This window comes from Pseudomonas sp. MWU15-20650, from assembly GCF_023242475.1.
In the GTDB taxonomy this organism is placed as follows: Bacteria; Pseudomonadota; Gammaproteobacteria; order Pseudomonadales; family Pseudomonadaceae; genus Aquipseudomonas.
This window is the reverse complement of record NZ_JALJFG010000014.1, coordinates 1-22,774: the sequence shown is the minus strand read 5'-3', so window position 1 is coordinate 22,774 and position 22,774 is coordinate 1. Positions and strand designations below refer to the sequence as shown.

At 60.6% G+C, this 22,774-nt stretch carries 21 protein-coding genes; 10 read left to right on the top strand and 11 right to left on the bottom strand.

Features of this window, described 5'->3' with window-relative positions; all coding sequences use genetic code 11:
• Positions 1 to 90: 90 nt before the first annotated feature.
• Genes M5B43_RS13110 through M5B43_RS13090 form a run of 5 tightly spaced genes read right to left on the bottom strand, consistent with a single transcriptional unit; the run spans position 91 to position 5,487 of the window.
• A complete protein-coding gene (locus tag M5B43_RS13110; protein ID WP_248750515.1) occupies positions 91 to 1,308 on the bottom strand; it encodes a phospholipase D-like domain-containing protein in 1,218 nt (405 codons plus the stop codon).
• A 55-nt stretch (positions 1,309 to 1,363) separates the two neighbouring features.
• Positions 1,364 to 2,011, bottom strand: coding sequence for a MotA/TolQ/ExbB proton channel family protein (locus tag M5B43_RS13105; protein WP_248750514.1), 648 nt, complete (start codon positions 2,009 to 2,011; stop codon positions 1,364 to 1,366).
• A gap of 24 nt (positions 2,012 to 2,035) precedes the next feature.
• Positions 2,036 to 4,321, bottom strand: a complete 2,286-nt coding sequence (locus M5B43_RS13100; protein ID WP_248750513.1) for a TonB-dependent receptor — start codon at positions 4,319 to 4,321, stop codon at positions 2,036 to 2,038.
• 24 nt (positions 4,322 to 4,345) lie between these two features.
• On the bottom strand, positions 4,346 to 5,077 hold the full coding sequence (locus tag M5B43_RS13095; protein ID WP_248750512.1) for an energy transducer TonB: 732 nt from the start codon (positions 5,075 to 5,077) through the stop codon (positions 4,346 to 4,348).
• Between the two features lie 2 nt (positions 5,078 to 5,079).
• Complete coding sequence (locus tag M5B43_RS13090) at positions 5,080 to 5,487, bottom strand: biopolymer transporter ExbD (protein ID WP_005786670.1); 408 nt, start codon at positions 5,485 to 5,487, stop codon at positions 5,080 to 5,082.
• A gap of 190 nt (positions 5,488 to 5,677) precedes the next feature.
• Between M5B43_RS13090 and M5B43_RS13085 the strand changes: the two genes are divergently transcribed.
• Positions 5,678 to 6,232 carry a GNAT family protein gene (locus tag M5B43_RS13085; RefSeq protein WP_248750511.1) on the top strand — a complete coding sequence of 185 codons (555 nt, stop codon included), beginning with the start codon at positions 5,678 to 5,680 and terminating at the stop codon, positions 6,230 to 6,232.
• Positions 6,229 to 7,803 carry an alkaline phosphatase D family protein gene (locus M5B43_RS13080; RefSeq protein WP_248750510.1) on the top strand — a complete coding sequence of 525 codons (1,575 nt, stop codon included), beginning with the start codon at positions 6,229 to 6,231 and terminating at the stop codon, positions 7,801 to 7,803. Before M5B43_RS13085 ends, M5B43_RS13080 begins: the two co-directional genes overlap by 4 nt.
• Here M5B43_RS13080 and M5B43_RS13075 read toward each other — a convergent pair.
• Positions 7,800 to 8,426 carry an alanyl-tRNA editing protein gene (locus tag M5B43_RS13075; RefSeq protein ID WP_248750509.1) on the bottom strand — a complete coding sequence of 209 codons (627 nt, stop codon included), beginning with the start codon at positions 8,424 to 8,426 and terminating at the stop codon, positions 7,800 to 7,802. The genes M5B43_RS13080 and M5B43_RS13075 overlap by 4 nt on opposite strands.
• 89 nt (positions 8,427 to 8,515) lie before the next feature.
• Here M5B43_RS13075 and M5B43_RS13070 point away from each other — a divergent pair, with 89 nt between their 5' ends.
• Positions 8,516 to 9,448, top strand: a complete 933-nt coding sequence (locus M5B43_RS13070; RefSeq protein ID WP_248750508.1) for a LysR family transcriptional regulator — start codon at positions 8,516 to 8,518, stop codon at positions 9,446 to 9,448.
• 281 nt (positions 9,449 to 9,729) lie between these two features.
• Here the strand turns inward: M5B43_RS13070 and M5B43_RS13065 are convergent, their stop codons facing one another.
• Together M5B43_RS13065 and M5B43_RS13060 are read right to left on the bottom strand one after the other, a co-directional pair.
• Positions 9,730 to 10,137 carry a PA2817 family protein gene (locus M5B43_RS13065; RefSeq protein WP_010567536.1) on the bottom strand — a complete coding sequence of 136 codons (408 nt, stop codon included), beginning with the start codon at positions 10,135 to 10,137 and terminating at the stop codon, positions 9,730 to 9,732.
• Between the two features lie 91 nt (positions 10,138 to 10,228).
• Complete coding sequence (locus M5B43_RS13060) at positions 10,229 to 12,676, bottom strand: acyl-CoA dehydrogenase (RefSeq protein WP_248750507.1); 2,448 nt, start codon at positions 12,674 to 12,676, stop codon at positions 10,229 to 10,231.
• A gap of 191 nt (positions 12,677 to 12,867) precedes the next feature.
• Here M5B43_RS13060 and M5B43_RS13055 point away from each other — a divergent pair, with 191 nt between their 5' ends.
• The 4 genes from M5B43_RS13055 to M5B43_RS13040 all read left to right on the top strand — a co-directional run bounded on the left by M5B43_RS13055 (position 12,868) and on the right by M5B43_RS13040 (position 16,044).
• The gene (locus tag M5B43_RS13055) at positions 12,868 to 13,527 is read left to right on the top strand and encodes a transglutaminase family protein (RefSeq protein WP_248750506.1); all 660 of its coding nucleotides are present in this window, start codon (positions 12,868 to 12,870) and stop codon (positions 13,525 to 13,527) included.
• Between the two features lie 56 nt (positions 13,528 to 13,583).
• Entirely contained in the window at positions 13,584 to 14,201 is a 618-nt protein-coding gene (locus M5B43_RS13050; RefSeq protein ID WP_248750505.1) for a glutathione S-transferase, read from the top strand.
• 134 nt (positions 14,202 to 14,335) lie between these two features.
• Positions 14,336 to 15,268, top strand: coding sequence for an ABC transporter ATP-binding protein (locus M5B43_RS13045; protein WP_248750504.1), 933 nt, complete (start codon positions 14,336 to 14,338; stop codon positions 15,266 to 15,268).
• A complete protein-coding gene (locus M5B43_RS13040) occupies positions 15,265 to 16,044 on the top strand; it encodes an ABC transporter permease (RefSeq protein ID WP_248750503.1) in 780 nt (259 codons plus the stop codon). The genes M5B43_RS13045 and M5B43_RS13040 overlap by 4 nt, the downstream gene beginning before the upstream one ends.
• Before the next feature lie 149 nt (positions 16,045 to 16,193).
• Here M5B43_RS13040 and M5B43_RS13035 read toward each other — a convergent pair whose 3' ends face one another.
• Positions 16,194 to 16,739: a TetR/AcrR family transcriptional regulator gene (locus M5B43_RS13035; protein WP_248750502.1), complete on the bottom strand. Its 546-nt coding sequence runs from the start codon at positions 16,737 to 16,739 to the stop codon at positions 16,194 to 16,196.
• A 91-nt stretch (positions 16,740 to 16,830) separates the two neighbouring features.
• Between M5B43_RS13035 and M5B43_RS13030 the strand changes: the two genes are divergently transcribed.
• From M5B43_RS13030 to M5B43_RS13020, 3 genes are all read left to right on the top strand, one after another.
• Positions 16,831 to 18,018, top strand: coding sequence for an MFS transporter (locus tag M5B43_RS13030; protein ID WP_248750501.1), 1,188 nt, complete (start codon positions 16,831 to 16,833; stop codon positions 18,016 to 18,018).
• 113 nt (positions 18,019 to 18,131) lie between these two features.
• Positions 18,132 to 19,280 (top strand): TDT family transporter, encoded by a 1,149-nt coding sequence (locus M5B43_RS13025; protein WP_248750500.1) that lies wholly within the window; start codon positions 18,132 to 18,134, stop codon positions 19,278 to 19,280.
• A gap of 80 nt (positions 19,281 to 19,360) precedes the next feature.
• Positions 19,361 to 21,235, top strand: a complete 1,875-nt coding sequence (locus M5B43_RS13020; RefSeq protein WP_248750499.1) for an MFS transporter — start codon at positions 19,361 to 19,363, stop codon at positions 21,233 to 21,235.
• Between the two features lie 108 nt (positions 21,236 to 21,343).
• On the opposite strand, the gene sugE is transcribed toward M5B43_RS13020, so the two are convergent.
• Positions 21,344 to 21,658 carry a quaternary ammonium compound efflux SMR transporter SugE gene (gene sugE, locus M5B43_RS13015; RefSeq protein WP_248750591.1) on the bottom strand — a complete coding sequence of 105 codons (315 nt, stop codon included), beginning with the start codon at positions 21,656 to 21,658 and terminating at the stop codon, positions 21,344 to 21,346.
• 112 nt (positions 21,659 to 21,770) lie between these two features.
• Positions 21,771 to 22,730, bottom strand: coding sequence for a bile acid:sodium symporter family protein (locus M5B43_RS13010; protein WP_248750498.1), 960 nt, complete (start codon positions 22,728 to 22,730; stop codon positions 21,771 to 21,773).
• Between the last annotated feature and the right edge of the window lie 44 nt (positions 22,731 to 22,774).

Sequence of the window (22,774 nt, the reverse complement as noted above, 5' to 3'; positions counted from 1 at the left end):
AGGGGAGCCCCGGATGAGGGAAATGTCCGACTCAGATACGAAAACGCCGCATCACACGATGCGGCGTTTTTTATTGCGCTACGCTGGCTTTCACGGTTTGCCCGGGTGGGGGTCTGGATACTGCGCGGCGACATCCAGCGCCTTGGCATACGGCCCATCCCACAACTGCTCATGCAACTCACCGACGCGCTTGGCCATCGCTGCATCGTGCATCACCACTTCCAGGTTGCGCGAGTTATCCAGGTAGCCGCCCAACCAATTGCTGGTACCGATCCAGGCCACCTGCTCGTCGATCTCCATGGTTTTGCTATGGATCACCCGTGCATACGGGATAAACCCTTGCTTGGCTTCGGGCAGGGTGACGATCCTGACTTCGACATTCGGCAGCACGGCGAGGCTTTTGAGGTAGGGCAGTTCCAGTTTGTCAGTGTTCCAGTTGGACACCATCAGCTTGACCGACACCCCACGCGCAGCGGCGGCGCGCACGGCGTTGTCGATCACCGCATAGTACGGCCGGGTTCGATCCGGCCCGTAGGACAGCGGTGCATAGTCCAGCAATTGCACGCGCACTTCTTTTTTCGCTTCGCTCAGCAGGCGCGGCAGTTCCAGTTGGGAATCACCCACGCCAGGCGGGTTGTAGCGTTGCGGGCTGGCCACCAGGTAGTTGCCGGTACGCGCAGGTTCCTGGCCGGCGGCCGGCAGCGGCACGGGTTGTTTTTCCGCAAGGGCGGCCTGGGCTTGCCAGTCCTGGTTGAAGATCGCCAGCACCTGGCTGACGACGTTGGCATCGCTGATGCGCAAACCCGTCTCGTGGATATGTTCGAGCGAGCGCCAATCGAAATTCTGGCTACCGACAAACGCCTGCTTGCCATCCACCACCATGTATTTGGCGTGGATGATCCCGCCGCTCAATTGCCCATACGCCAGCACGCGGAAGGTCAGGTTGGGGATCGCGCGCAAGCGTTCCAGGGTGGAAGCTTCCGATAACCGAATACCTTTCTCTTCCAACAGAAAGCGAATTTTCACACCGCGTTTGCCGGCGGCTTCCAGGTGTTCGATGACCTTGTCCATCACCGAGCCAGGATGGTCGGCGGCGTAGAACTGGCCGATATCGATGCTGTTTTTCGCACCGTCGAACAGCTCGATCCACACCGGGCCCGGCTGGCGCAAATCGGTGGTGCCCAGCGCAGTGTCCACCGGCACGGTATGCACCAGTTCAAAGCCCGGAATGGAAAAGTCCGCCTGGGCAAGCGGACTGAGCAGCAAGCCGGTGAGACCGGCGATACGAAACTTTATCGAAAGGGACATAGGCGTCTCATCGGACAAAAAAAGGGGCGGGCGCAGGACGCGCCCGCCCGGCGGGTTATGCCGTGCGGCTGTGCAGCGGGGTCGGCACCCGCTGGGGCACTTCACCTTGTACGCGAGCGCCGGTAGCCGCGCGGATCAGCAGGATCTTCAGCTGGTCGTTGATGCGTTCCAGGCTGTCCTGGAAGAAGTTGTGGAACACCACGCAGAACAGCGCGATGGCGATACCCAGGCCCGTGGCGAACAAGGCCGTACCGATGCCACCGGAAATCTGCCCTGGATCGGACACACCCGCACTGGCCAGGGCCTTGAAGGTGTCGATGATGCCCAGGATAGTGCCCAGCAGGCCGAGCAGCGGGGCGGCGGTGGTGATGGTCTCGATGATCCACAGGCTGCGGGCCAACGGAGCACGGGTCTTGAGGTACTGGGTCTCGATTTCGTCATCGAGGTCCTTGCGCGAGCCGTTGGACGACTTCTGGGCCAGCACCGGCAACACCATGTTCAGTGGCAGGCTGTCGCGGCGGGTCAGGCTCTCAGGCAAGTCGCGTTCGCTGTGCACATTGGTGCCCAGCACTTCGGTGAGGGCACGGGCCTGGCGGCGCACGTAGGCGAAGTAGATGCCGCGTTCGATGGCGATGAAGATCGCGATGGCCATCGCCGCATACATCACATAGAAGGTAACGTCGTGGAGCAGGTTCATATCCATGATGGTGTTCCTCTTGGGTAAGTCTTAGAAATTCGCTTCCAGCGAAACCGTTACGGTGCGGTCCAGGCCAACGATGTACGCCGGGTCGCCATCGCGGAAACCGCTGTAGCTGGCCGCGTTGGTCTTGGTGGTGTACACGCCGTCCAAGTATTTTTTATCGAACAGGTTGTCGATGTTCAGGCGCAGGGTCGCGTCCTTGACCACCTTCTTGTCCACCGGCAGGTAGATACCGGCGCCGAGGTTGAAAATGGTGCGGCCGGAGATGGCCTCGTCGTTGGTCAGGTCGCCAAAGATCTGGCTGGTGTATTTGCCGCCGAAGGTGCCGTAGAAGCGCCCGTCGTCATAACCGATGTTGGCCGCCAGCATGTTCTTGGGCACGTTGGCGAACTGCTTGCCGCTGGTGGGCAATACGATGGCTTTGCCGGCGTTGTAGACGGTCAGGTCATCCTGCTGCTCGGCCTTGGTGTAGGTGTAGGAGGTGTAGTAGTTGAAGTGGTTGGGCAACAGGCCGCTCCATTCCAGCTCCAGGCCCTTATTGGTGACTGCACCCGCGTTGATATCGGCGAAGTCACCGTTGATGTCTTTGGAGGAAACCTGGCGGTTCTTGAACTGCATGTAGAAGAGGGTAGCGGCCAGGGTCATGTCGTCGCCGGTGTAGCGCCAGCCCAACTCATGGTTCCAGCTGGTTTCCGGCTGGGAGTCGAGGGAGCCGGCGCCTTTGTCGTAGAGCACGTAGTTCTGTGGCACCCGCATGTTGCGCGACAGGCTGTAGAACAACTGGTCACGCTCGTCCAACTGGTATTTCAGGCCGGCGTTGGGCAGCAGCTTGTTGTAGGTCTGGTTACGTTTTTCCGCCAGCTCGGTGAGGCTGCCATGGTTGGTGCCTTCACGCTCGACATTCATGTACGCAAGGCCGGCGATCAGGGTCCAGTCCGGGTTGATGTACCAGGTGTCCTGGGCCCAGACTTTTTGTGCCGGGGTCACGGTGAAACGGTCGCGCCCCTGGATGGTGTTGCCGTTGGCGTCGACGATTGCGCTGCTGGAATCCGGCCAGGTGTCGACCGGCTTGCCATTGCTCTTGAGCGCAATGAACGGCTGGGTCTGGCTCTGGCGGGCACGCTCGTACCAGTAGCCCAATTGCAGGCTGTGGTCACCCAAGTCCCAGTTCAGCTTGGTGGTGATGCCCGGACGCCAGGTCTGTGTGCGCGAAGGGCGGTAGTAGACGCCGCTGTTCGGGGTGCCATCGGCGTTGTATTGGGCGGCGGTCGGCAGGTTGCCGAGGTCGAACACACCCCCTTGGTTCGAACCGCGGTTCAGGGCATAGCTCGACGAGTTGACCCCGCTGCCATTGCCCCAGTAGTAATACGGGATCACCGACAGCGCGAGGTTGTCGGCCAGTTTGAATTGGGTGTTGAGCACAGCGGTGAAGGTCTGGAACGGGTTCTGCGCCAAGGCGTAGTAGCTGTTGTACTTGCCATTGCTGCCCACGGTCGGCGTCGCCGGGTACGGGTCGTATTTGCGGCCATACTGCTGGAACTGCGCCTTGGTCAATTGGCTGTAGCTGTTGTTGTCTTGCTCGTGGTACTTGAGGATCAGGTTGGCGGTGTTGCCGTTGCCGGCATCGAAGAAGCTGTTCCATTCCACCTTGTCGGCGCGCACAGCACCCGAACCGCGCCACATGTCACCTTCGGTATGGGACACCGACAGCCAGTTGCTCAGGCCGTTGACTTCACCCGTATTGAGGCGTGCGAAGGTCTTGCGGGTGGCATTGCTGCCGACGATCTGTTTGACGAAGGCACCGGTTTCCTTGGTCGGGCGAATGGTCACGATACCGATGTTGCCGCCGCTGGAGCCGATGTGCGGGCCGTCGGCTTCCGACGAACCCTGGGTGACGAAGATCTGGTCGATGTTTTCCGGATCGCCCAGCAGGTTGGAATACAGCGCGTAGTTGCCGGAGTCGTTGATCGGCATGCCGTCGACCGACATCCCCACCTGGTCGGAGTTCATGCCGCGCATGGTGAAGCGAAAGCCCGACAGACCGGTGTTGTCTTCACTGGAAATGTTCAGGCCCGGCGTGTATTTGAGCTTGTCGATGGCGTTCCCTGTCGCCGTCTGCTTGTCCAGCGCTTCCTTGGTCACGGTGGAGCGGCCCTTGATGCTCTCTTCCTGGACCATGTAACCGCCCCCCGCGGTCGCCTTACCCTTTACCCCAATAGTACCGACGTCACTGTCGCTGGTATCTGCCATGACCATTCCGTGGGTCATGCTCGTCGCGGCAACGAGTGCCAGATGAATGCGGGTGAACTTCATCACTGTCGTCCTGGTGTTGGGTGCTTATTGCACGCTGTAGTTGAAGGTGGCGGTGAAGCGCTGCTCATTGCGCCCCCCAAACGCTTGCTCGGGGAACGGCTTGACTTGCTTGATACGACGCAAGCTGTTGGTCGCGGCCCGGTTGAGCAACATGCTCGACGCCTGGGTCTGCAAACCGGAGTCGAGAACGCGGCCCTGGCGGTCCACCAGCAGCCACACCACCACCTCGCCCGTCGGGCGTTCGAGGGACGCCTGGCGCCCGGTGGGGTATTGCTTGTAGGTGTCCAGCTCGTTACGCAGGCCCTTGAGGTAGCCGCCTTCCAGCGCTTGGCCATCGACTTTCGGTGGCGCGGGCGGTGCGGGCGTCGGTGCCGCAGGGGCAGCCACAGGCGGCGCCGGTTTGGCGGCGGCGACGGGCGGCGGTGTGGGCGTGGGCGCGGGTTTTGCCACCACGGGCTTGGGCACTGGCTTGGGCTTGGGTTCCGGTTTGGGTTTTGGCAGCGGCTTCGGTGGCGGTGGCGGCGGGGCCGGTTCGGCCTCTTCATCTTCGATCACGGGCGGTGGCGGCTCTTGTTCCACCACAGGCTCGGGAATCACCTCGGGCTCCGGCTCGACCAACGCCAACTCGACGGCCGACTCGTCATACACCGGCTGGACCTTCAAGGTCTGGGACTGGATACCCAGTGCAATCAGCACCAGGGCGATCAGGGCCGGGACACTGCCCAGCAGCCGACGCGCACGAAACAGAACGTACATGATCAGGACTTACGCGTGGCAATGGACACGGAGGTAAAGCCACCCAGGCGCAGGGTGTCCATCACTTCCACCAGGCGAGAAACTTCCACGCCCTTGTCGCTGTTGACGATGATCGTCGACTTGGTATCGGGCTTTTCGGCCGCCTTCAGCGCCGGTACCAACGCATCGACCGTGAGGTCCTTGCCGTCAAGTTGCAACTGGCCTTCCAAGCCCAGGGTCAGGATGAATTTGTTTTGCGGTTTGAGCTGCTGTGAACTGCTGGCGCTGGGCAATTGCGTCTTCATGCCGAGCGCTGGAATCACGTTCAAGCTCACCAGTACGAAAAACACTAGGAGGAACATCATCACGTCGATCATCGGGATCAACTCGATGTGCGCCTTGCGTTTCTTGGGTTCGTCCCAGGTTCTCATTCCGTTACCCCGTCATTGAATTAGGGGCGACACGCTAACAGCCGAAAATGACCGAATGGTTAACTTTAATTTACGTTTTAAAGCCTCTAGGACGCGTCTTTCAGAGAAGTTACCTGGCAGTTTTGTGACGTAATGAAACTGACACGAATGGCGTACATTCTTGATGCATTTATCTGCAGAGCCACCCCGTATGCCGATTGCGCTGCCTCAACTACACACCCCGCGTCTACTATTGCGCGCCCTGGAAGCGGACCAGGCCGAGGTGCTTTTCAGCCTCGCCAACGGCCCGAAGATCGCCGACAACACGGCCAACATTCCGTCGCCCTACACCTTGGAAACGGCGCAGGAATTTATTGCCGGGACGGCAGAAAAATACCGTGCGGGTGAGTTACTGAACCTGGGCATGCATGTGCGTGAAACCGGCGAATTGGTCGGCATGGTCAGCTTGCGCCTGAACGCTCGTCATCACTACGGGCACCTGGGTGGCTGGGTGGCGGCCCACTCTCGCAACCAGGGTTATGGCGCTGAGGCGGCGAGCGCGGTGATGGACTTCGGGTTCGCCGAACTGGGCTTGCAGCGGGTGGGCAGCCAGTGTTTTGGGCGCAACAAGGAGTCGGCACGGGTCATGGAGAAAATCGGCCTGCGCTATGAGGGGTGCCTGCGCGAGGCGTTTCTCAAGAACGGGGTGTATGAGGACCTGCTGGGGTTTGCCACCGTGCGTGACGACTGGGAGCGCCGGGTGTGAGCGGGGCTGTGGACCCAGGCCGCCGGCGGGTACTCACCGGGCTGGCGGTGGCGACGGCGTTTTCGATTCTCAGCCCATTTGCGCGCAGTGCCGGGGTGGATTACCCGTTTACGCTTGGCGTGGCCTCCGGCGACCCTTTGCCGGATGGCTTCGTGATCTGGACGCGCCTGGCACCTGTGTTCAACGCGGTCGATGGCCGTGGCGGGTTGAGCCGCGCGGTGCCGGTGCGCTGGCGCGTGGCCAGTGATGCAGCGATGACGCGTATTGTGAAGCAGGGTGAGGTCATGGCGACTGCACGTTTCGCTCACGCCGTGCATGTTGAAGTCGCAGGGCTGGAGGCGGGCAGGCCGTATTGGTATCAGTTCGAAGGGCTCGGCGCGCAGAGCCCGGTGGGCCAATCACGCACAACGCCGCAGGTGCATGCCCTGGCGTCGGCCAGGCTGGGGTTTGTGTCCTGCTCGCACTGGGAACGGGGTTATTTCAGTGCTTACCGTCACCTTGCCGCCGAGCAACCGGACCTGGTGTTTTTCCTCGGTGACTATATCTACGACAGTTCCTACGCGGCGGACTCCGGGAAAGTCTTCCGTTCCCACGGCAGTGGCAACGCAGTGAGCCTGAGCGATTACCGCAACCGCTACGCGCTGTACAAGACCGATCCGGACCTTCAGGCCCTGCACGCTGCGGCCCCCAGCGTGGCGACCTGGGACGATCACGAAGTACAGAACGACTATGCCAACCGCTGGTCCCAGGACCCGAAGATTGCGGTGGCGCAGTTCCTCAAACAGCGGGCGGCCGCTTACCAAGCCTATTACGAACATATGCCACTGCGCGCCAGCAGCGTGCCGAAGGGCCCGGATATGCGTCTCTACCGGCGTTTGGACTACGGCCGACTGGCGCGTTTTCATGTGCTCGACGGTCGCCAATATCGTTCCGAGCAACCGTGTATCCCGGCCAACGGCAGTCACCAAGGGCATGTTGCGGCCAATACCTGCAGCGACTTGCGTGCCCCCGGGCGCACGATGCTTGGGTGGCAGCAGGAAGCCTGGCTGGACCAGGGGTTTGCCCAGTCAAAAGCCCAGTGGAATGTGATCGCCCAGGACTTGCTGGTGGCACCGCTGACTCAGCGTGATTTGACCAGCCACAAGGTGGGCCGCTGGACCGATGGGTGGGATGGCTACATGGCGAACCGGTCACGGATGTTGGCTTCCATCGAGCGTCATCGGCTCAGCAACCCGGTGTTCTGGGGCGGGGATATTCATTCGTTCTGGACCACGGACCTGCACGCGGACGCCAACAACCCCGACTCGCCGATTGTGGCGACTGAGTTCGTGGGCTCATCGGTCACTTCAGATGGGCCACCTTATGACGCCTTCATGCAGATCATGCCGCTCAACCCCCATGTGAAGTTTTTCGACAGTCGCCAGCGCGGGTATGTGTCGGTGGAGTTGGAGGCTTCGAAGATGCTGACGAATTTTCGCGTGATAACCGACCCGCGCGACCCTGCCGCCACGGTGTCGACGCTCAAGTCGTTTGTGGTGGAGCCGGGGCGGGCGGGGGCGATTGCGCTTTAGTCCAGGCTGTAGCGCACCGACAGCGCCCCTTTTTTCTCCGACAGGGCCAGGATTGTCACCGGGCCCAGTTCGCTTAACGTCTGCACATGGGTACCGCCACAGGCATAAGCCGGCAATTCGCCGAAGCCGACCTCTCGACTGCCCTCTTCCACTGTGGTCTGGCGTGAATAGCCGGCGGCGATCCATTGGTTGACCTGCAGTTGAAGCATCTCGGCGTCCAGGGGGTGTGCGGCCTGCCCACGGATAAAGGTGATCTTGCCTTCGCCCGGCCAATGATGGGCCTTGATCGGCATCCAGCCCAGGCGTTCGCCGGCATTGCCGATCAGATGCCCGGCCGAATGCAAACGCGTGTGCAGCGCGCGACGTTGTTCATCGACCCGCGCAGTGACCGGGCCGGGTTCCAGGGGCCGATCGACGTAGTGCACCACGTGCTCGTCTGCCTGAATGACGCGCAGGACCTGGCTGTCGCCGAGCCACCCGGTGTCGAACGGCTGGCCACCGCCTTGGGGATGGAAAATCGTCGACTGCAAAATGACGGCAAACTGTTCCTCGTGCGCTGTGCAACTGAGCACTTCAAGCTCGGCCGTCAGGTGGTCATGGGTAAAAAACAGGCGTTCGGTCATCGTCTACATCCGCATCAGGGTTCTGTGGGCAGTATAAATAGTGCGCAGATGGGTGATAATCCACTCAGTTATCAATGGACCTGTGCGCTATGAGCATCAATCTTCCTCTACCGCTGTTGGGCGAAATGGCGATTTTCGTCAAGGTGGTAGAAGCCGGCAGTTTCTCCGAAGCAGCGCGGCAGCTGAGTCTTTCGCCTTCGGCGGTGAGTCGCAGTATTTCGCGTCTGGAGCAGGCCCTGGCCACGCGCTTGCTGCAACGCACCACGCGCAAGCTGCGCCTGAGCGAGGGCGGTGAAGAGGTGTTCAAGCGTTGCCAGGAGATGGTCAACGCGGCGCGGTCGGTGATGGAAGTCAGCGGGCAGTTTGCCCATGAAGCCGAGGGCCTGGTACGGGTCAGCGTACCCAAGGCCGTGGGGCGGTTTGTGGTGCATCCGCATATGCCGGAGTTCTTGCGGCGCTACCCCAAGGTGGATGTGCAGTTGATCCTTGAGGACCGGCATGTGGACCTGATCGACGACAACGTTGACCTGAGTATCCGCATCACCGACAGCCCGCCGCCCGGTCTGGTCGGCCGGCAGTTATTGCCTATCGAGCATTTACTGTGTGCAACGCCACGGTATCTGGCCGAGCATGGCACGCCGAGCCATCCCCATGATTTGCTGGAGCACAGCTGCATTTACCTCGGGGAAACCCCGGGCGACTCACGCTGGAAGTTCCGCCAGGCCGGCAAGGCAGTGACAGTGGGGGTGCGTGGGCGTTATGCGGCGAACCACACCGGGGTGCGGCTGGATGCGGTGTTGCAGCATGTGGGAATTGGCAGCTTGCCGTACTTTACGGCGCGGCATGCGCTGGAGGAGGGGCTGTTGGTGCAGGTATTGCCCACGTGGGATTTTATTGCTTCCTACCATGGCGAGGCCTGGTTGCTGCATTCGCCCACACGGTACTTGCCGCCCAAGTTGCGGGTGTTTATTGATTATCTGGTGGCGTGCATGGCCGCGGAGCCGACGTTGCGTCGCCGGTAGACGCGCGGTCAAAATATGGGAGCTGGCTTGCTCCCGATCGCGGTGGATCAGTCAGCTTATCCTCAGCTGACCCACAGCCATCGGGGGCAAGCCCCCACCCACCTTTTTACGGTGCAGTGTCAGGCCCATTGGGTGAACAGCCAGTACAAGTCAGCACCTTCACTCACTGACACACAGCAGATCCAAGTGTGGGAGGGGGCTTGCTCCCGATAGCGGTGGGTCAGTCAGCTTATCCTCAGTTGACACTGCCATCGGGGGCAAGCCCTCTCCTACATTGAGCATCAGTGCTTGCTTTGGTCCTGTGGCATGGCCAGCAGCTGCTTTTCCTGGTTCCAGTCGAACGGCTCGTCGTTCTGCTCGGCTTCAAAGCGGCGTTCTTCCAGGGCCTGGTACAGGTCAAGCTCTTCGTCGGGCATGAAGTGCAGGCAATCACCGCCGAAGAACCACAGCAGGTCGCGCGGCACCAGGTGGGCAATTTGCGGGTAACGCAGGATGACCTGGCTCATCAGGTCCTGGCCCAGGTACTGGCTTTCGATCGGGTCAATCGGCAGCAGGGCGCGCAATTCGTCGAAACGCTCCAGAAACAGGGTGTGGCTTTCCTCGGGCACCTGTTCGGCTTCGCCGACGGCAACCAGGATGCTGCGCAAGTGGTCGAGCAAGACGAGATGATCGGCAACGACGTTGGACACGAGATAAGTCCTCTAAAGCAAAAACGGGCGCGGGAGTATATGCCTCTTGCGCCCGTTTTTATATGACTGCGGTTTTATGGGGGGTGGGGCATCAGCGGACTTTACCCTCCGCCTGCATCAGCGCTTCCTTGCTGAAATCATCCACGTCGATCACCTTGCGCCGCGCCGCTTCGGCATCGCGCAAGGTTTGCGCTTCGGCCGGTTGCAGAACGCCGGCATGCAGTGCGGTATCGATGGCGTGTTCCCCGGCAATCGGTTTGACCTGGCCGCTTTTGAGCGCGGTGTGCAGTTTTTGCTGCAATGGGTGGCTGGCAGCGAGCAGGTCGTAGGCATGTTGCAAGGCGCCCACCGGGTCTTGCGCTGATTGCGGGCGATAGCAACCCGCCAGCAATTCTTCCAGGGTCGGGTCGCCCTTGGCGCGACCGATGACCGCAGCCACTTCAGCGTCCAGCGCATCGGACGGCCCGGTATGGCGACGCCCTAACGGGAACACGATCACCCGCAGCAGACAACCGAGCACCTTGTTGGGGAAGTTGCTCAGCAGTTCATCCAGCGCGCGTTCGGACTCACCGAGGCTTTCCTCCATGGCCCAGGTGAACAGCGGCTCCAGGTGATCCGGCGATTCCAGGTCGTGATAACGCTTGAGCGCCGCCGAGGCCAGGTACATGTGGCTTAGCACATCACCCAGGCGGGCCGACAGGCGTTCGCGGCGTTTCAACTCACCGCCCAGCAGCATCATGCTCAAGTCAGCCAGCAGGGCGAAGGCGGCCGCCTGGCGGTTGAGTGCACGGAAGTAACCCTGGCTCAAGCGGTTGCCCGGGGCTTTCTCGAAGTGACCCACACCCAGGTTCAGCACCAGGGTGCTGGCAGCGTTGCTCACGGCAAAGCCGATGTGTTGCATCAGCAGGCCGTCGAACTCCTTCAGTGCCTGGTCATGGTCTTCGCGACCGGCCAGGGCCATTTCCTTGAGCACGAATGGATGGCAACGAATGGCGCCCTGGCCGAAGATCATCAGGTTGCGCGAGAGGATGTTCGCGCCTTCCACCGTGATGAAGATCGGCGCCCCTTGCCAGTTACGGCCCAGGTAGTTGTTCGGGCCCATGATGATGCCCTTGCCGCCGTGCACGTCCATGGCGTGGCTGATGCACTCGCGACCGCGTTCGGTGAGGTGGTACTTGAGGATCGCCGACAGCACCGAGGGCTTTTCCCCCAGGTCCACGGCATTGGCGGTGAGCATGCGGGCGCTGTCCATCAGCCAGGCGTTGCCGCCGATGCGTGCCAGCGCTTCCTGGATACCTTCGAAGGCCGACAGCGGTACGTTGAACTGCTCACGCACCTGGGCATATTGGCCGGTCACCAGGCTGGTGAACTTGGCGGCGCCGGTGCCGACGGCGGGCAGGGAGATCGAACGGCCCACCGAAAGGCAGTTCATCAGCATCATCCAGCCTTTGCCGAGCATCTCCTGGCCGCCGATCAGGAAGTCCAGGGGGATGAACACATCCTTGCCGGAGTTGGGGCCGTTCATGAAGGCCGCCCCCAGGGGCAGGTGACGACGGCCGATTTCCACGCCGGGGGTGTCGGTCGGGATCAGCGCGAGGCTGATGCCCAGGTCTTCTTTGTCACCCAACAGGTGGTCCGGGTCATGGGCCTTGAACGCCAGGCCGAGCAAGGTTGCGACCGGGCCGAGGGTGATGTAGCGCTTTTCCCAGTTCAGGCGCAGGCCGAGGGTTTCCTTGCCTTCCCACTCACCTTTGCAGATCACCCCCGTGTCGGGCATGGAGCCCGCATCGGAGCCGGCCAGCGGGCCGGTCAGCGCAAAGCAGGGGATATCGTCACCACGGGCGAGGCGTGGCAGGTAGTGGTTGCGTTGTTCTTCTGTGCCGTAGTGCAGCAACAGCTCGGCCGGGCCCAGGGAGTTGGGGACCATCACGGTGGAGGCCAGATCACCGCTGCGGGTCGCGAGTTTCATCGCGACCTGTGAGTGGGCATAGGCAGAAAAGCCCTTGCCGCCGTATTCCTTGGGAATGATCAGGGCGAAGAAACCGTGGGTCTTGATGTGCTCCCAGGCGGCCGGCGGCAGGTCCATGGCCTGGCCGATTTCCCAGTCGCTGACCATGGCGCAGAGTGCTTCGGTGGGACCGTCGATAAATGCCTGTTCTTCTTCGGTCAATTGCGCCTTGGGGTAGGCCAGCAATTTGTCCCAGTCGGGGCGGCCACTGAACAGCTCGCCGTCCCACCATACGGTGCCGGCATCAATCGCGTCGCGCTCGGTCTCGGACATCGGCGGCAGGACTTTCTGGAACCAGCTGAACAGCGGCTTGGTGAAGTACTGGCGGCGCAGGTCCGGCAGTAGCAAGGGCGCAGCCACCACGGCGATCAACACCCAGAAGATCAGCAGCAGCCAGCCGGGTGCGTGGCTCCAGGCGCCCATCGCCAGCAGGTAAACGGCGACCACGCCCAGAGCGGGCAGGGGCGCGGTGCGACGGTGTGCCAGGTAGGCAACGCCGACCACCAGAACCAATATCCACAACAACAGCATATTCAATCCTCCGTGAAACCAGGGGCAAAACCACCATGGAGCTTAGTCGGCATCCGAACAAGCGGGGTGATCAGGGTGTAACGAGTTGTACTGGGAGCATCCATCGCCAAGCGCCGACATTTGGCCGAATCGTCGTTATCGCTAGGGCAGACCTGTCGTTAAACTCCAGGCTTCCCTTGGAGATCAAGCTTATGAATGCGTACTTGAGTCCCAGCCGCTTCATCGATAGTGACCACCCTGCCGTGGTGGAGTTCGCGGAAAAACATCGCGGTTCCAGTGCGGATCTACGTGACCAGGCAGTCAGTCTTTATTACGCCGTACGTGAGGCGGTGCGCTACAACCCCTATACGTTCAGCCGCGACCCCCGCACGCTCAGTGCCAGCTTCGCCCTGGCTGCCGGTGAGAGCTACTGTGTGCCCAAGGCCACGTTGCTCGCTGCGTGCGCGCGCCATTGCGGGATCCCGGCGCGCATCGGCCTGGCGGATGTGCGCAATCACCTGTCGACGCCGCGTTTGCTCGAGTTGCTCAAAAGTGATGTGTTTGCCATGCACGGTTACACCGAGTTGTATCTGCGGGGGCGCTGGGTCAAGGCCACGCCGGCATTTAACCGGCAGCTGTGCGACGTGTTCGACGTGCCGCCGCTGGAGTTCGATGGCATCAACGACAGCGTATTTCACGCCTACAACCGCCAAGGGCGGCGTTCAATGGAGTATGTGCTGGACCATGGGCAATTCCCCGATGTGCCCGAAGGGTTTTTTTTCGCGCATATCCAGCAGTGTTACCCCCATCTGTTTGCCGACGACATGCCGAGCGCGTTAGGGGATCTGCAGAGCGATTTAAGCCGCGCCTGAACCGGCGTATGCTGCTGCGTTCATCAAGCCATGTTCATCAACGATAAGGCGCGGTCATGCTGAAAATCTGGGGTCGTAAAAATTCATCAAACGTCAGGAAAGCACTGTGGTGCGCCGAGGAACTCGGCCTGGACTATGAGGCAATTGATGCGGGCGGGGCTTTTGGTGTGGTCGACACGCCGCAATATCGCGCGTTGAACCCTAACGGCCGGGTGCCGATGATCGAAGATGGCGACTTCGTGCTGTGGGAATCCAACACCATCGTGCGTTACCTCTGCGCCAAGCAGGCGTCGAGCTGGTACCCGAGCGACCTGAAAGCGCGGGCCAGTGCGGAAAAATGGATGGACTGGACCACATCCACCTTCGCCGACCCGTTCCGGACCGTGTTCTGGGGTGTGCTGCGTACGCCGGCGGAAAAACAGAACTGGGACGCCATCCACGCAGGGCGCCAAACCTGTATCGATGTGCTCAAGACGGTCGATCAGGCGCTGGCTCTACAGCCGTATCTGTCGGGCAACGAAATTGGCATGGGTGATATTCCCCTGGGCAGCTTTATCTATGCCTGGTTTGAAATGCCTATCGAACGACCTGCAATGCCCTATCTAGAGGCTTGGTACCAGCGTCTTAAAGAACGCCCGGCCTACCGCAAGGCCGTGATGACCGCGTTGACTTAATACTGACTATTAATACAGGTGACTGTACTTGTAGGGCGCGGGCAAGCACCATGCTTGTCATGCGCCGCCGTTGAACTACGTGCGCTGCGTCCTCATCTACTCTTTCTATTCCCTTCTTTGGTGCGTATTCCGATATGAGTTCCGCTCTGTCCATCCGGCAGCTAACCAAAACCTACGGCAACGGTTTCCAGGCCCTGAGTGGTATCGATCTGGACGTTGCCGAAGGTGACTTCTTCGCCTTGCTCGGCCCCAACGGTGCCGGCAAATCCACGACCATCGGCATCCTCTCGACCCTGGTCAACAAGACCAGCGGCACAGTGAATATCTTCGGTCATGACCTGGACAAATCCCCGGCGGCGCTCAAGCGGTCCATCGGCGTGGTGCCCCAGGAATTCAACTTCAACCAGTTTGAAAAGACCTTCGACATTGTCGTGACCCAGGCCGGTTACTACGGCATCCCGGCGAAAATCGCCAAGGAGCGCGCCGAGCAGTACCTGACCCAGTTGGGGTTGTGGGACAAGCGTGATGTGCCTTCGCGCTCGTTGTCCGGTGGCATGAAGCGCCGCTTGATGATCGCCCGCGCCCTGGTGCATGAACCGCGCCTGCTGATTCTCGATGAGCCCACCGCCGGGGTGGACATCGAGCTGCGCCGTTCGATGTGGGCTTTCCTTACCGAACTGAACGAGAAGGGCATCACCATCATCCTCACCACCCATTACCTGGAAGAGGCTGAGCAGCTGTGCCGCAACATCGGCATCATCGACCACGGCACCATCGTCGAGAACACCAGCATGCGTAACCTGCTGGGCCAGTTGCATGTGGAGACCTTTTTGCTCGACCTGAAAAACAACCTGCCAGCGCCGCCGCAACTGCTCGGCTACCCCAGCCGCCTGGTCGATGGCCATACCCTGGAAGTCCAGGTGGATAAAGCCATGGGCATCACGGCTCTGTTCACCCAGTTGGCGGCCCAGAACATCGAAGTACTGAGCCTGCGTAACAAAACCAATCGCCTTGAGGAGTTGTTCGTGTCCCTGGTGGAGAAAAATCTGGCGAAGGTGGCGGTATGAGTTCCGAACTGCAACCCAACCTTGTCGCGCTGCAAACCATTGTCTACCGCGAAGTGAAGCGCTTTACCCGGATCTGGCCGCAAACCCTGCTGCCGCCGGCGATCACCATGGTTCTGTACTTCGTGATCTTCGGTAACCTGATTGGCCGACAAATCGGTGATATGGGCGGCTTCACCTACATGGAGTACATCGTGCCGGGCTTGATCATGATGTCGGTGATCACCAACTCCTACGGCAACGTGGTTTCGAGTTTCTTCGGCAGCAAGTTCCAGCGCTCGATTGAAGAACTGATGGTGTCGCCGGTGTCGCCCCACACTATCTTGATCGGCTACACCTTGGGAGGTGTGCTGCGTGGCTTGATGGTGGGTGTGATCGTGACGCTACTGTCGCTGTTTTTCACGCACCTGCAAGTGCATCACCTGGGTGTCACCTTGCTGGTGGTGGTGCTGACGGCGACGATCTTCTCGCTGCTGGGCTTTATCAACGCCGTGTTTGCGCGCAATTTCGATGATATCTCGATCATCCCGACATTCGTGCTGACGCCGTTGACCTACCTGGGCGGAGTGTTCTACTCCATCACCTTGCTGCCGCCGTTCTGGCAGACCGTGTCGCTGGCCAACCCGGTGCTGCACATGGTCAACGCCTTCCGCTACGGCATCCTGGGCGTGTCGGACATCAAGATAAGCGTGGCGATCACCTTCATGATCGTGGCGACGGTGGTGCTGTATATCGGTTGCGCGCGGTTGCTGGTGAGCGGGCGAGGGATGCGTACGTGATGAGCTGATTGCTGGGAGGGGGCCTGCTAATGCCAGTCAGTCAAGAAGGAGAAAGGCTAAAAAGTAACCTGTGGCGAGGAAGCAAACTCCTTCGCCACAGATACAGCATTCACCCTTAACTGACTGGCATTTGGTGTTGTGTTTGATCTCTAGCCTTTGAGTGCCAAGTCGATCAACGCGTGCAGCTCTTCAACCGGTAGCGGCGCGCTGGAAAACAGGCTGCGATACACCGTAGGCGCGGCAATCAGGTTCAGTAATCTGTCCAGCGTCGGTAGCGGGTGGGCAGTGTCTTGGTAACGATCAAGAATAATCTGCAGCTGGGCCATCAGGATGTGGCTGCAATAGTCTTTGGGATGGCTGCATTGCACGTCACGCATCATGTTGCGCCCCAGTTCGGAGCTCATCTCGTCCAGGTACTGCTCGCCCCACGCACACAAGTCGCCGCGCAGGCTGGCGGTGCTGGCGGGTTCACTGTCCGGGCGTAGCCGCTCCAGGGCCACGTCGGCGAGCAGGGCGGAAAGGTCTCCCCAGCGGCGGTAGATCGTGGAGGGCGTGACGCCCGCGCGCGCCGCAATCATCGGCACAGTGACGCTGGAGCGCTCATGGGCTTCCAGCAGTTCGCGCGCGGCCCTATGCACTGATTCTTGGACCCGGGCACTACGGCCCCCCGGGCGGAGCCCTTCTTTAATCGCCATGCGTAAAACCTTAACACAAAGAATTTGCTTTAAGCGCTCCCTGGTAGCACACTTCGCAAAAGCAAAATATTAGCTTTAGCGGAGTGTGCCTATGCCTAGCGTCATCTCTCAACGTTCCAGCCTGGCGTTTCTGGTCATCACCCTGTTGACCTTCCTCGCCGCGTCCAGCGCGCCGACGCCGCTGTATCAGGTTTATCAGGACAGCCTGCATTTCTCCGCAGCGATGCTCACGGTGATTTTCGGGGTGTATGCCGTGAGCCTGCTGGCGGCGCTGTTGACCGTGGGTTCGCTGTCGGATCACCTGGGGCGCAAGCCGGTGATTTTCGTCGCGTTAAGCCTCAATATTGTGGCGATGCTGCTGTTTATCAACGCCGACAGTATTGGCCACCTGATTGCTGCCCGTGCGTTGCAAGGTTTCGCTACGGGGATGGCAACGGCCGTGCTGAGTGCGACGCTGCTGGACACCGACCGCCTGCGTGGCCCGATGCTCAATAGCCTGGCGCCGCTTTTGGGCATGGCCAGCGGGGGCTTGGGCAGCGGTTTGCTGGTGGAGTACGCGCCACGCCCGACCCAATTGATTTACTTCACGCTGCTGGGGTTGATGGTGCTGCAGGCGCTGTATGTGTGGCGCTTGTCGGAAACCGTCAGTCGCATACCCGGCGCCTTGAAATCGCTGGCGCCCACCCTGCATGTGCCCGAGCGGGCGCGCCGTGCCTTGTGGCTGGCGATGCCGCTGAATGTGGCAGTGTGGGCACTGGGTGGGTTCATTTCTTCCCTGGCGCCCTCGTTGGTACGGGCGGCGACGGGTTCGACTTCGCACCTGATCGGCGGCGGCCTGGTGGCGGTCGTGACCTTGAGTGGCGCGGCGATGATTTATAGCCTGCGTGAGCGCCCCGCCGATAAGGTCATGCGACTGTCGGCCGCGTTATTGGCGATGGGTGTGGCGTTGCTGCTGGTGGCTGTGCAAAGTGGTCTGTTGTGGCTGTTCTTTGTTGCCAGTGTGATCGCCGGCTTGGGGTTCGGCGGCGGGTTCATGGGCAGTGTGCGCAGCATCGTGGGGTTGGCGTTGCCCCATGAGCGGGCCGGTTTGATGTCTGCCTTTTACGTCTTGAGTTATCTGGCGTTCTGCGTGCCGGCACTGCTGGCCGGCTACTTGTGCCATGTGTTCGGCCTCATCGCCACCTCCGATGGCTACGGTGTTGTGCTGATCGTGCTGGCCCTCAGTGCGCTGGTGGGTTTGCTGCTTCAGGATTCGGTACGAGGCAAGGCGGCGGCTTAGCCATCGCTATATATTTGTAAAACCGATAACTTATAGAGATATTACCCGTTATATAGATATTCGATCAGGTTCTATGATGGTCCCAACCTCATGCGAGGAAGAGGATTGCCATCATGACCTGTTCGACTACCGCCCACTACAAACCCTTCCGTCACCTGTCCCGTCCACGGGAAGTGATTCGCCAGTTCACCCCCAACTGGTTCGCCGCGACCATGGGCACTGGCGTGCTGGCGCTGGCATTGGCCCAGTTACCGGTGAGCCTGCCTGGCTTGCATGCGATTGCCGAAGGGCTGTGGATGTTCACCATCGCCCTGTTTGTGCTGTTCAGCCTGTTGTATGCGGCGCGGTGGGTGATGTTTTTCCACGAGGCGCGGCGGATCTTCGGGCACTCCACGGTTTCGATGTTCTTCGGCACCATCCCCATGGGCCTGGCGACCATTCTCAATGGTTTGTTGCTGTTTGGCCTGCCGCGTTGGGGCAGCGGTGTGATTGCGTTGGCCGAAGCCTTGTGGTGGTTGGACGTGGCGATGGCCCTGGCCTGCGGTGTACTGATCCCCTTCATGATGTTTACCCGCCAGGAACACAGCATCGACCAAATGACCGCCGTATGGCTGTTGCCGGTGGTCGCCGCCGAAGTTGCTGCGGCCAGCGGTGGCCTGCTTGCACCGCACTTGGCCGACGCCCATTCGCAACTGGTCATGCTGGTCACCAGCTACGTGCTGTGGGCGTTTTCCCTGCCGGTGGCGTTCAGCATCCTGACCATCCTGATGTTGCGCATGGCCCTGCATAAACTGCCCCATGCCAATATGGCCGCGTCGAGTTGGCTGGCGCTTGGCCCTATCGGCACCGGTGCCCTTGGCATGTTGCTGCTGGGCGGCGATGCCCCGGCGATCTTCTCGGCCAATGGCTTGCCAGGCGTCGGCGAGATAGCCAGCGGCCTGGGCCTGGTGGCGGGCATCACCCTGTGGGGCTTTGGCTTGTGGTGGATGCTGATCGCGGTGCTGATCACCCTGCGTTACCTGCGCGCCGGCATCCCGTTCAACTTGGGCTGGTGGGGGTTTACGTTCCCGCTCGGTGTTTACGCCTTGGCCACGTTGAAACTGGCGAGCCTGCTGCACCTGGGTTTCTTCAGCGTATTTGGCAGCGTGCTGGTGGTGGCCTTGGCGCTGATGTGGCTGATCGTCGCCAAGCGCACCGTGCAGGGGGCTTATAAAGGTGAGCTTTTTGTTTCGCCATGCATTGCGGGGTTAGGGAATAAATAAGCAGGATTAGGTAAAGTCGTGGCCTGTCTTTTTATAAAAACAGGCAATCAAGCCTACCAGGCCACGCAGGAACACGGACGATGAGCCACCCTTCACAATTCACCTTGCTGCGCACACGGCGTTTCCTGCCGTTTTTCGTGACCCAGTTACTGGGCGCCTTCAACGACAACATCTTCAAGCAGTCGCTGATCCTGGCCATTCTCTACAAGCTCACCCTCGACGGTGATCGCTCGATCTGGGTCAACCTGTGCGCCTTGCTGTTTATCCTGCCGTTCTTTCTGTTCTCGGCCCTGGCCGGGCAGTTTGGCGAGAAGTTCAACAAGGATGCGTTGATCCGCGCGATCAAGATCGGTGAGATCGTGATCATGAGCGTGGGCGCCACGGGCTTCTTGTTCAATCATCTGGAACTGATGCTGCTGGCGTTGTTTGCCATGGGGACACATTCGGCGCTGTTCGGCCCGGTGAAGTACTCGATCATGCCCCAGGCCCTGCACGAAGATGAGCTGGTGGGCGGTAACGGCCTGGTGGAAATGGGCACGTTCCTGGCAATCCTGGCCGGCACCATTGGTGCGGGCATCATGATGTCGTCGACCCATTACGCGCCCATTGTGGCGGTGGCGATTGTCGGCGTGGCGGTGCTGGGTTACCTGGCCAGTCGCGGCATTCCGCGTGCAGCGGCTTCTACACCAGGGCTGCGCCTGAACTGGAATATTTTCAGCGAGTCGTGGGCCACGTTGCGTCTTGGCCTGGGGCAGACGCCGGCGGTGTCGCGTTCGATTGTCGGCAACTCATGGTTCTGGTTTGTCGGGGCGATCTACCTGACGCAAATTCCAGCCTATGCCAAAGAGTGGTTGTACGGCGACGAGACCGTCGTGACCCTGATCCTCACCGTGTTCTCGGTGGGCATCGCACTGGGTTCGATGCTCTGCGAAAAGCTTTCCGGTCGTAAAGTGGAAATCGGCCTGGTGCCCTTTGGTTCGTTCGGCTTGACGGTGTTCGGCCTGCTGCTGTGGTGGCACTCCGGGGGCTTCCCGCAGAACGTTCAAGCGAACGATTGGCTCGCGGTGCTCGGTTACGGCCAAGCCTGGTGGGTGTTGTTCGATATCCTCGGCCTGGGTGTGTTTGGCGGCTTTTATATCGTGCCGCTGTACGCGCTGATCCAGTCGCGCACCGCCGAGAACGAGCGCGCGCGCGTCATCGCGGCCAACAACATTCTTAACGCGTTGTTCATGGTGGTCTCGGCCATCGTGTCGATCCTGCTGCTCAGCGTGGCCAAGCTGTCGATCCCGGAGTTGTTTCTGGTGGTCTCGCTGCTCAACATCGCAGTCAACACCTACATCTTCAGGATTGTTCCCGAGTTCACCATGCGTTTCATGATCTGGCTGCTCAGCCATTCCATGTACCGTGTGGAACATCGCAACCTCGATCAGATCCCGGATGAAGGCGCGGCCTTGCTGGTGTGCAACCACGTGTCGTTTGTCGATGCGCTGCTGATTGGAGGCGCGGTGCGTCGGCCGATTCGTTTTGTCATGTATTACAAGATCTACCGCTTGCCGGTGCTCAACTTCATCTTCCGCACCGCCGGGGCCATCCCGATTGCCGGGCGTCATGAAGATATCCAGATCTACGAAAAGGCGTTCACACGGATCGCCCAGTACCTGAGGGACGGCGAGTTGGTGTGTATCTTCCCGGAAGGCAAGCTGACGTCTGATGGCGAGATGAATGAGTTCCGGGGTGGCGTGACGCGCATCCTGGAAGAGACCCCGGTGCCGGTGATCCCGATGGCGTTGCAGGGGTTGTGGGGGAGTTTCTTCAGCCGCGATCCGGACAAGGGTTTCTTTCATCGCATCTGGTCGCGGGTGGTGCTGGTGGCGGGGGAGCCGGTTGGGGTAGAGGCGGCTACGCCCGCGCAGTTGCAGGCGGTGGTCGGTGTTTTGCGTGGGAATGCCAGGTAGTTCTGTGCTGGATGTACTGGCCTCATCGGGGCATAGATAGCTACACAACTTCTGGTATGGCGCTGTACCTGTGGGAGGGGGCTCGCTCCCGATGGCGGTAGTCGCGGCCTAAGTGCTGATCTTGAGGCCGATCAAGCCGCAAATGATCAGCGCCACACTGGCCAGCCGGAACAACGCCATGGATTCGCCGAACAGGATAATCCCGGCGATCACGGTGCCCACGGCCCCCACGCCGGTCCAGATGGCATAGGCGGTGCCCAGCGGCAGTTCCTTCATGGCCAGCCCCAGCAGACCGAGGCTGGTGGCCATGGCGGCGATCGTCAAGGCCGTGGGCAGCGGCTTGCTGAAACCGACGGTGTACTTCAACCCCACGGCCCAGCCAACTTCGAACAAACCGGCAAAAAACAGAATGATCCAGGACATCATGACCTCGCTTCTACAAAGTGGGGTCGTCCCCTGATAGGCGCTTGCTAGCGTCGTGAGGTCGTCCCCGCGAAGCTCGATAGAGTGCCGAAAATGGATCGGTCGATCAAGTTTATGGCGCGATTTCCAAGGCGCGGCGGTCTTCCTTCTCGCTCATGCGGCGAAAGTAGGTCGAGAGCAACGCCCCGGAAATATTGTGCCAGACACTGAACAACGCACTGGGCACTGCCGCCAACGGTGAAAAGTGCGCACTGGCCAGGGCGGCGCCCAGCCCTGAGTTCTGCATGCCCACTTCCAACGCCAACGACTTGCGTTGCGCCAAGGGCAACTTGAACAGGCGCCCGGTGAAGTAGCCCAGCAGGTAGCCGAAGCTGTTGTGCAGCATCACCACCGCCATGATCAACAGGCCCGACTCGGCAATCTTCGCCTGGCTGGCAGCCACCACTGCCGCGACGATGATCACGATGCTGACCACCGAGACCAGCGGCAACACTTCGACCGCATGGCGTACCCGGTCCCCCAGCAAGCGTTGCGCGACCACGCCGAGCACAATCGGCAGCAGCACCACTTGCAGGATCGACCAGAACAGCTCCATGAACGAAACCGGTAGCCAGGCCGACGCCAACAGCCAGATCAATGCGGGTGTGAGCAGTGGGGCGAGGAGGGTGGTGACGGCAGCGATGGCTACCGACAATGCCAGGTCGCCCCGGGCCAGCCAGGTCATGACGTTGGACGACGTGCCGCTTGGGCAGCAGCCGACCAGGATCACGCCGACGGCAATTTCCGGCGGCAGGTTGAAGGCCCGGCACAGCAACCACGCCACGCCCGGCATGATCACAAAATGTGCGACCACGCCCAGGGCCACGCGCCACGGATGGCGGGCGACTTCGGCGAAGTCTTCTAGTTTCAAGGTCAACCCCATGCCGAACATCACCAGGCCCAGCAGTGGGACGATGGCGCTTTTGAGGCCGATGAACCAGCCGGGTTCGAGGAAGGCCAGTACGGCGAATATCAACACCCAGTAGGCGAAGGTATTACCGACGAAGCGGCTCAAGGCGGCGAGTGTGCGCATGGGGAAGTCCTTGTTGTTAGAGTCTGGAAGTGCAAATGCAATCA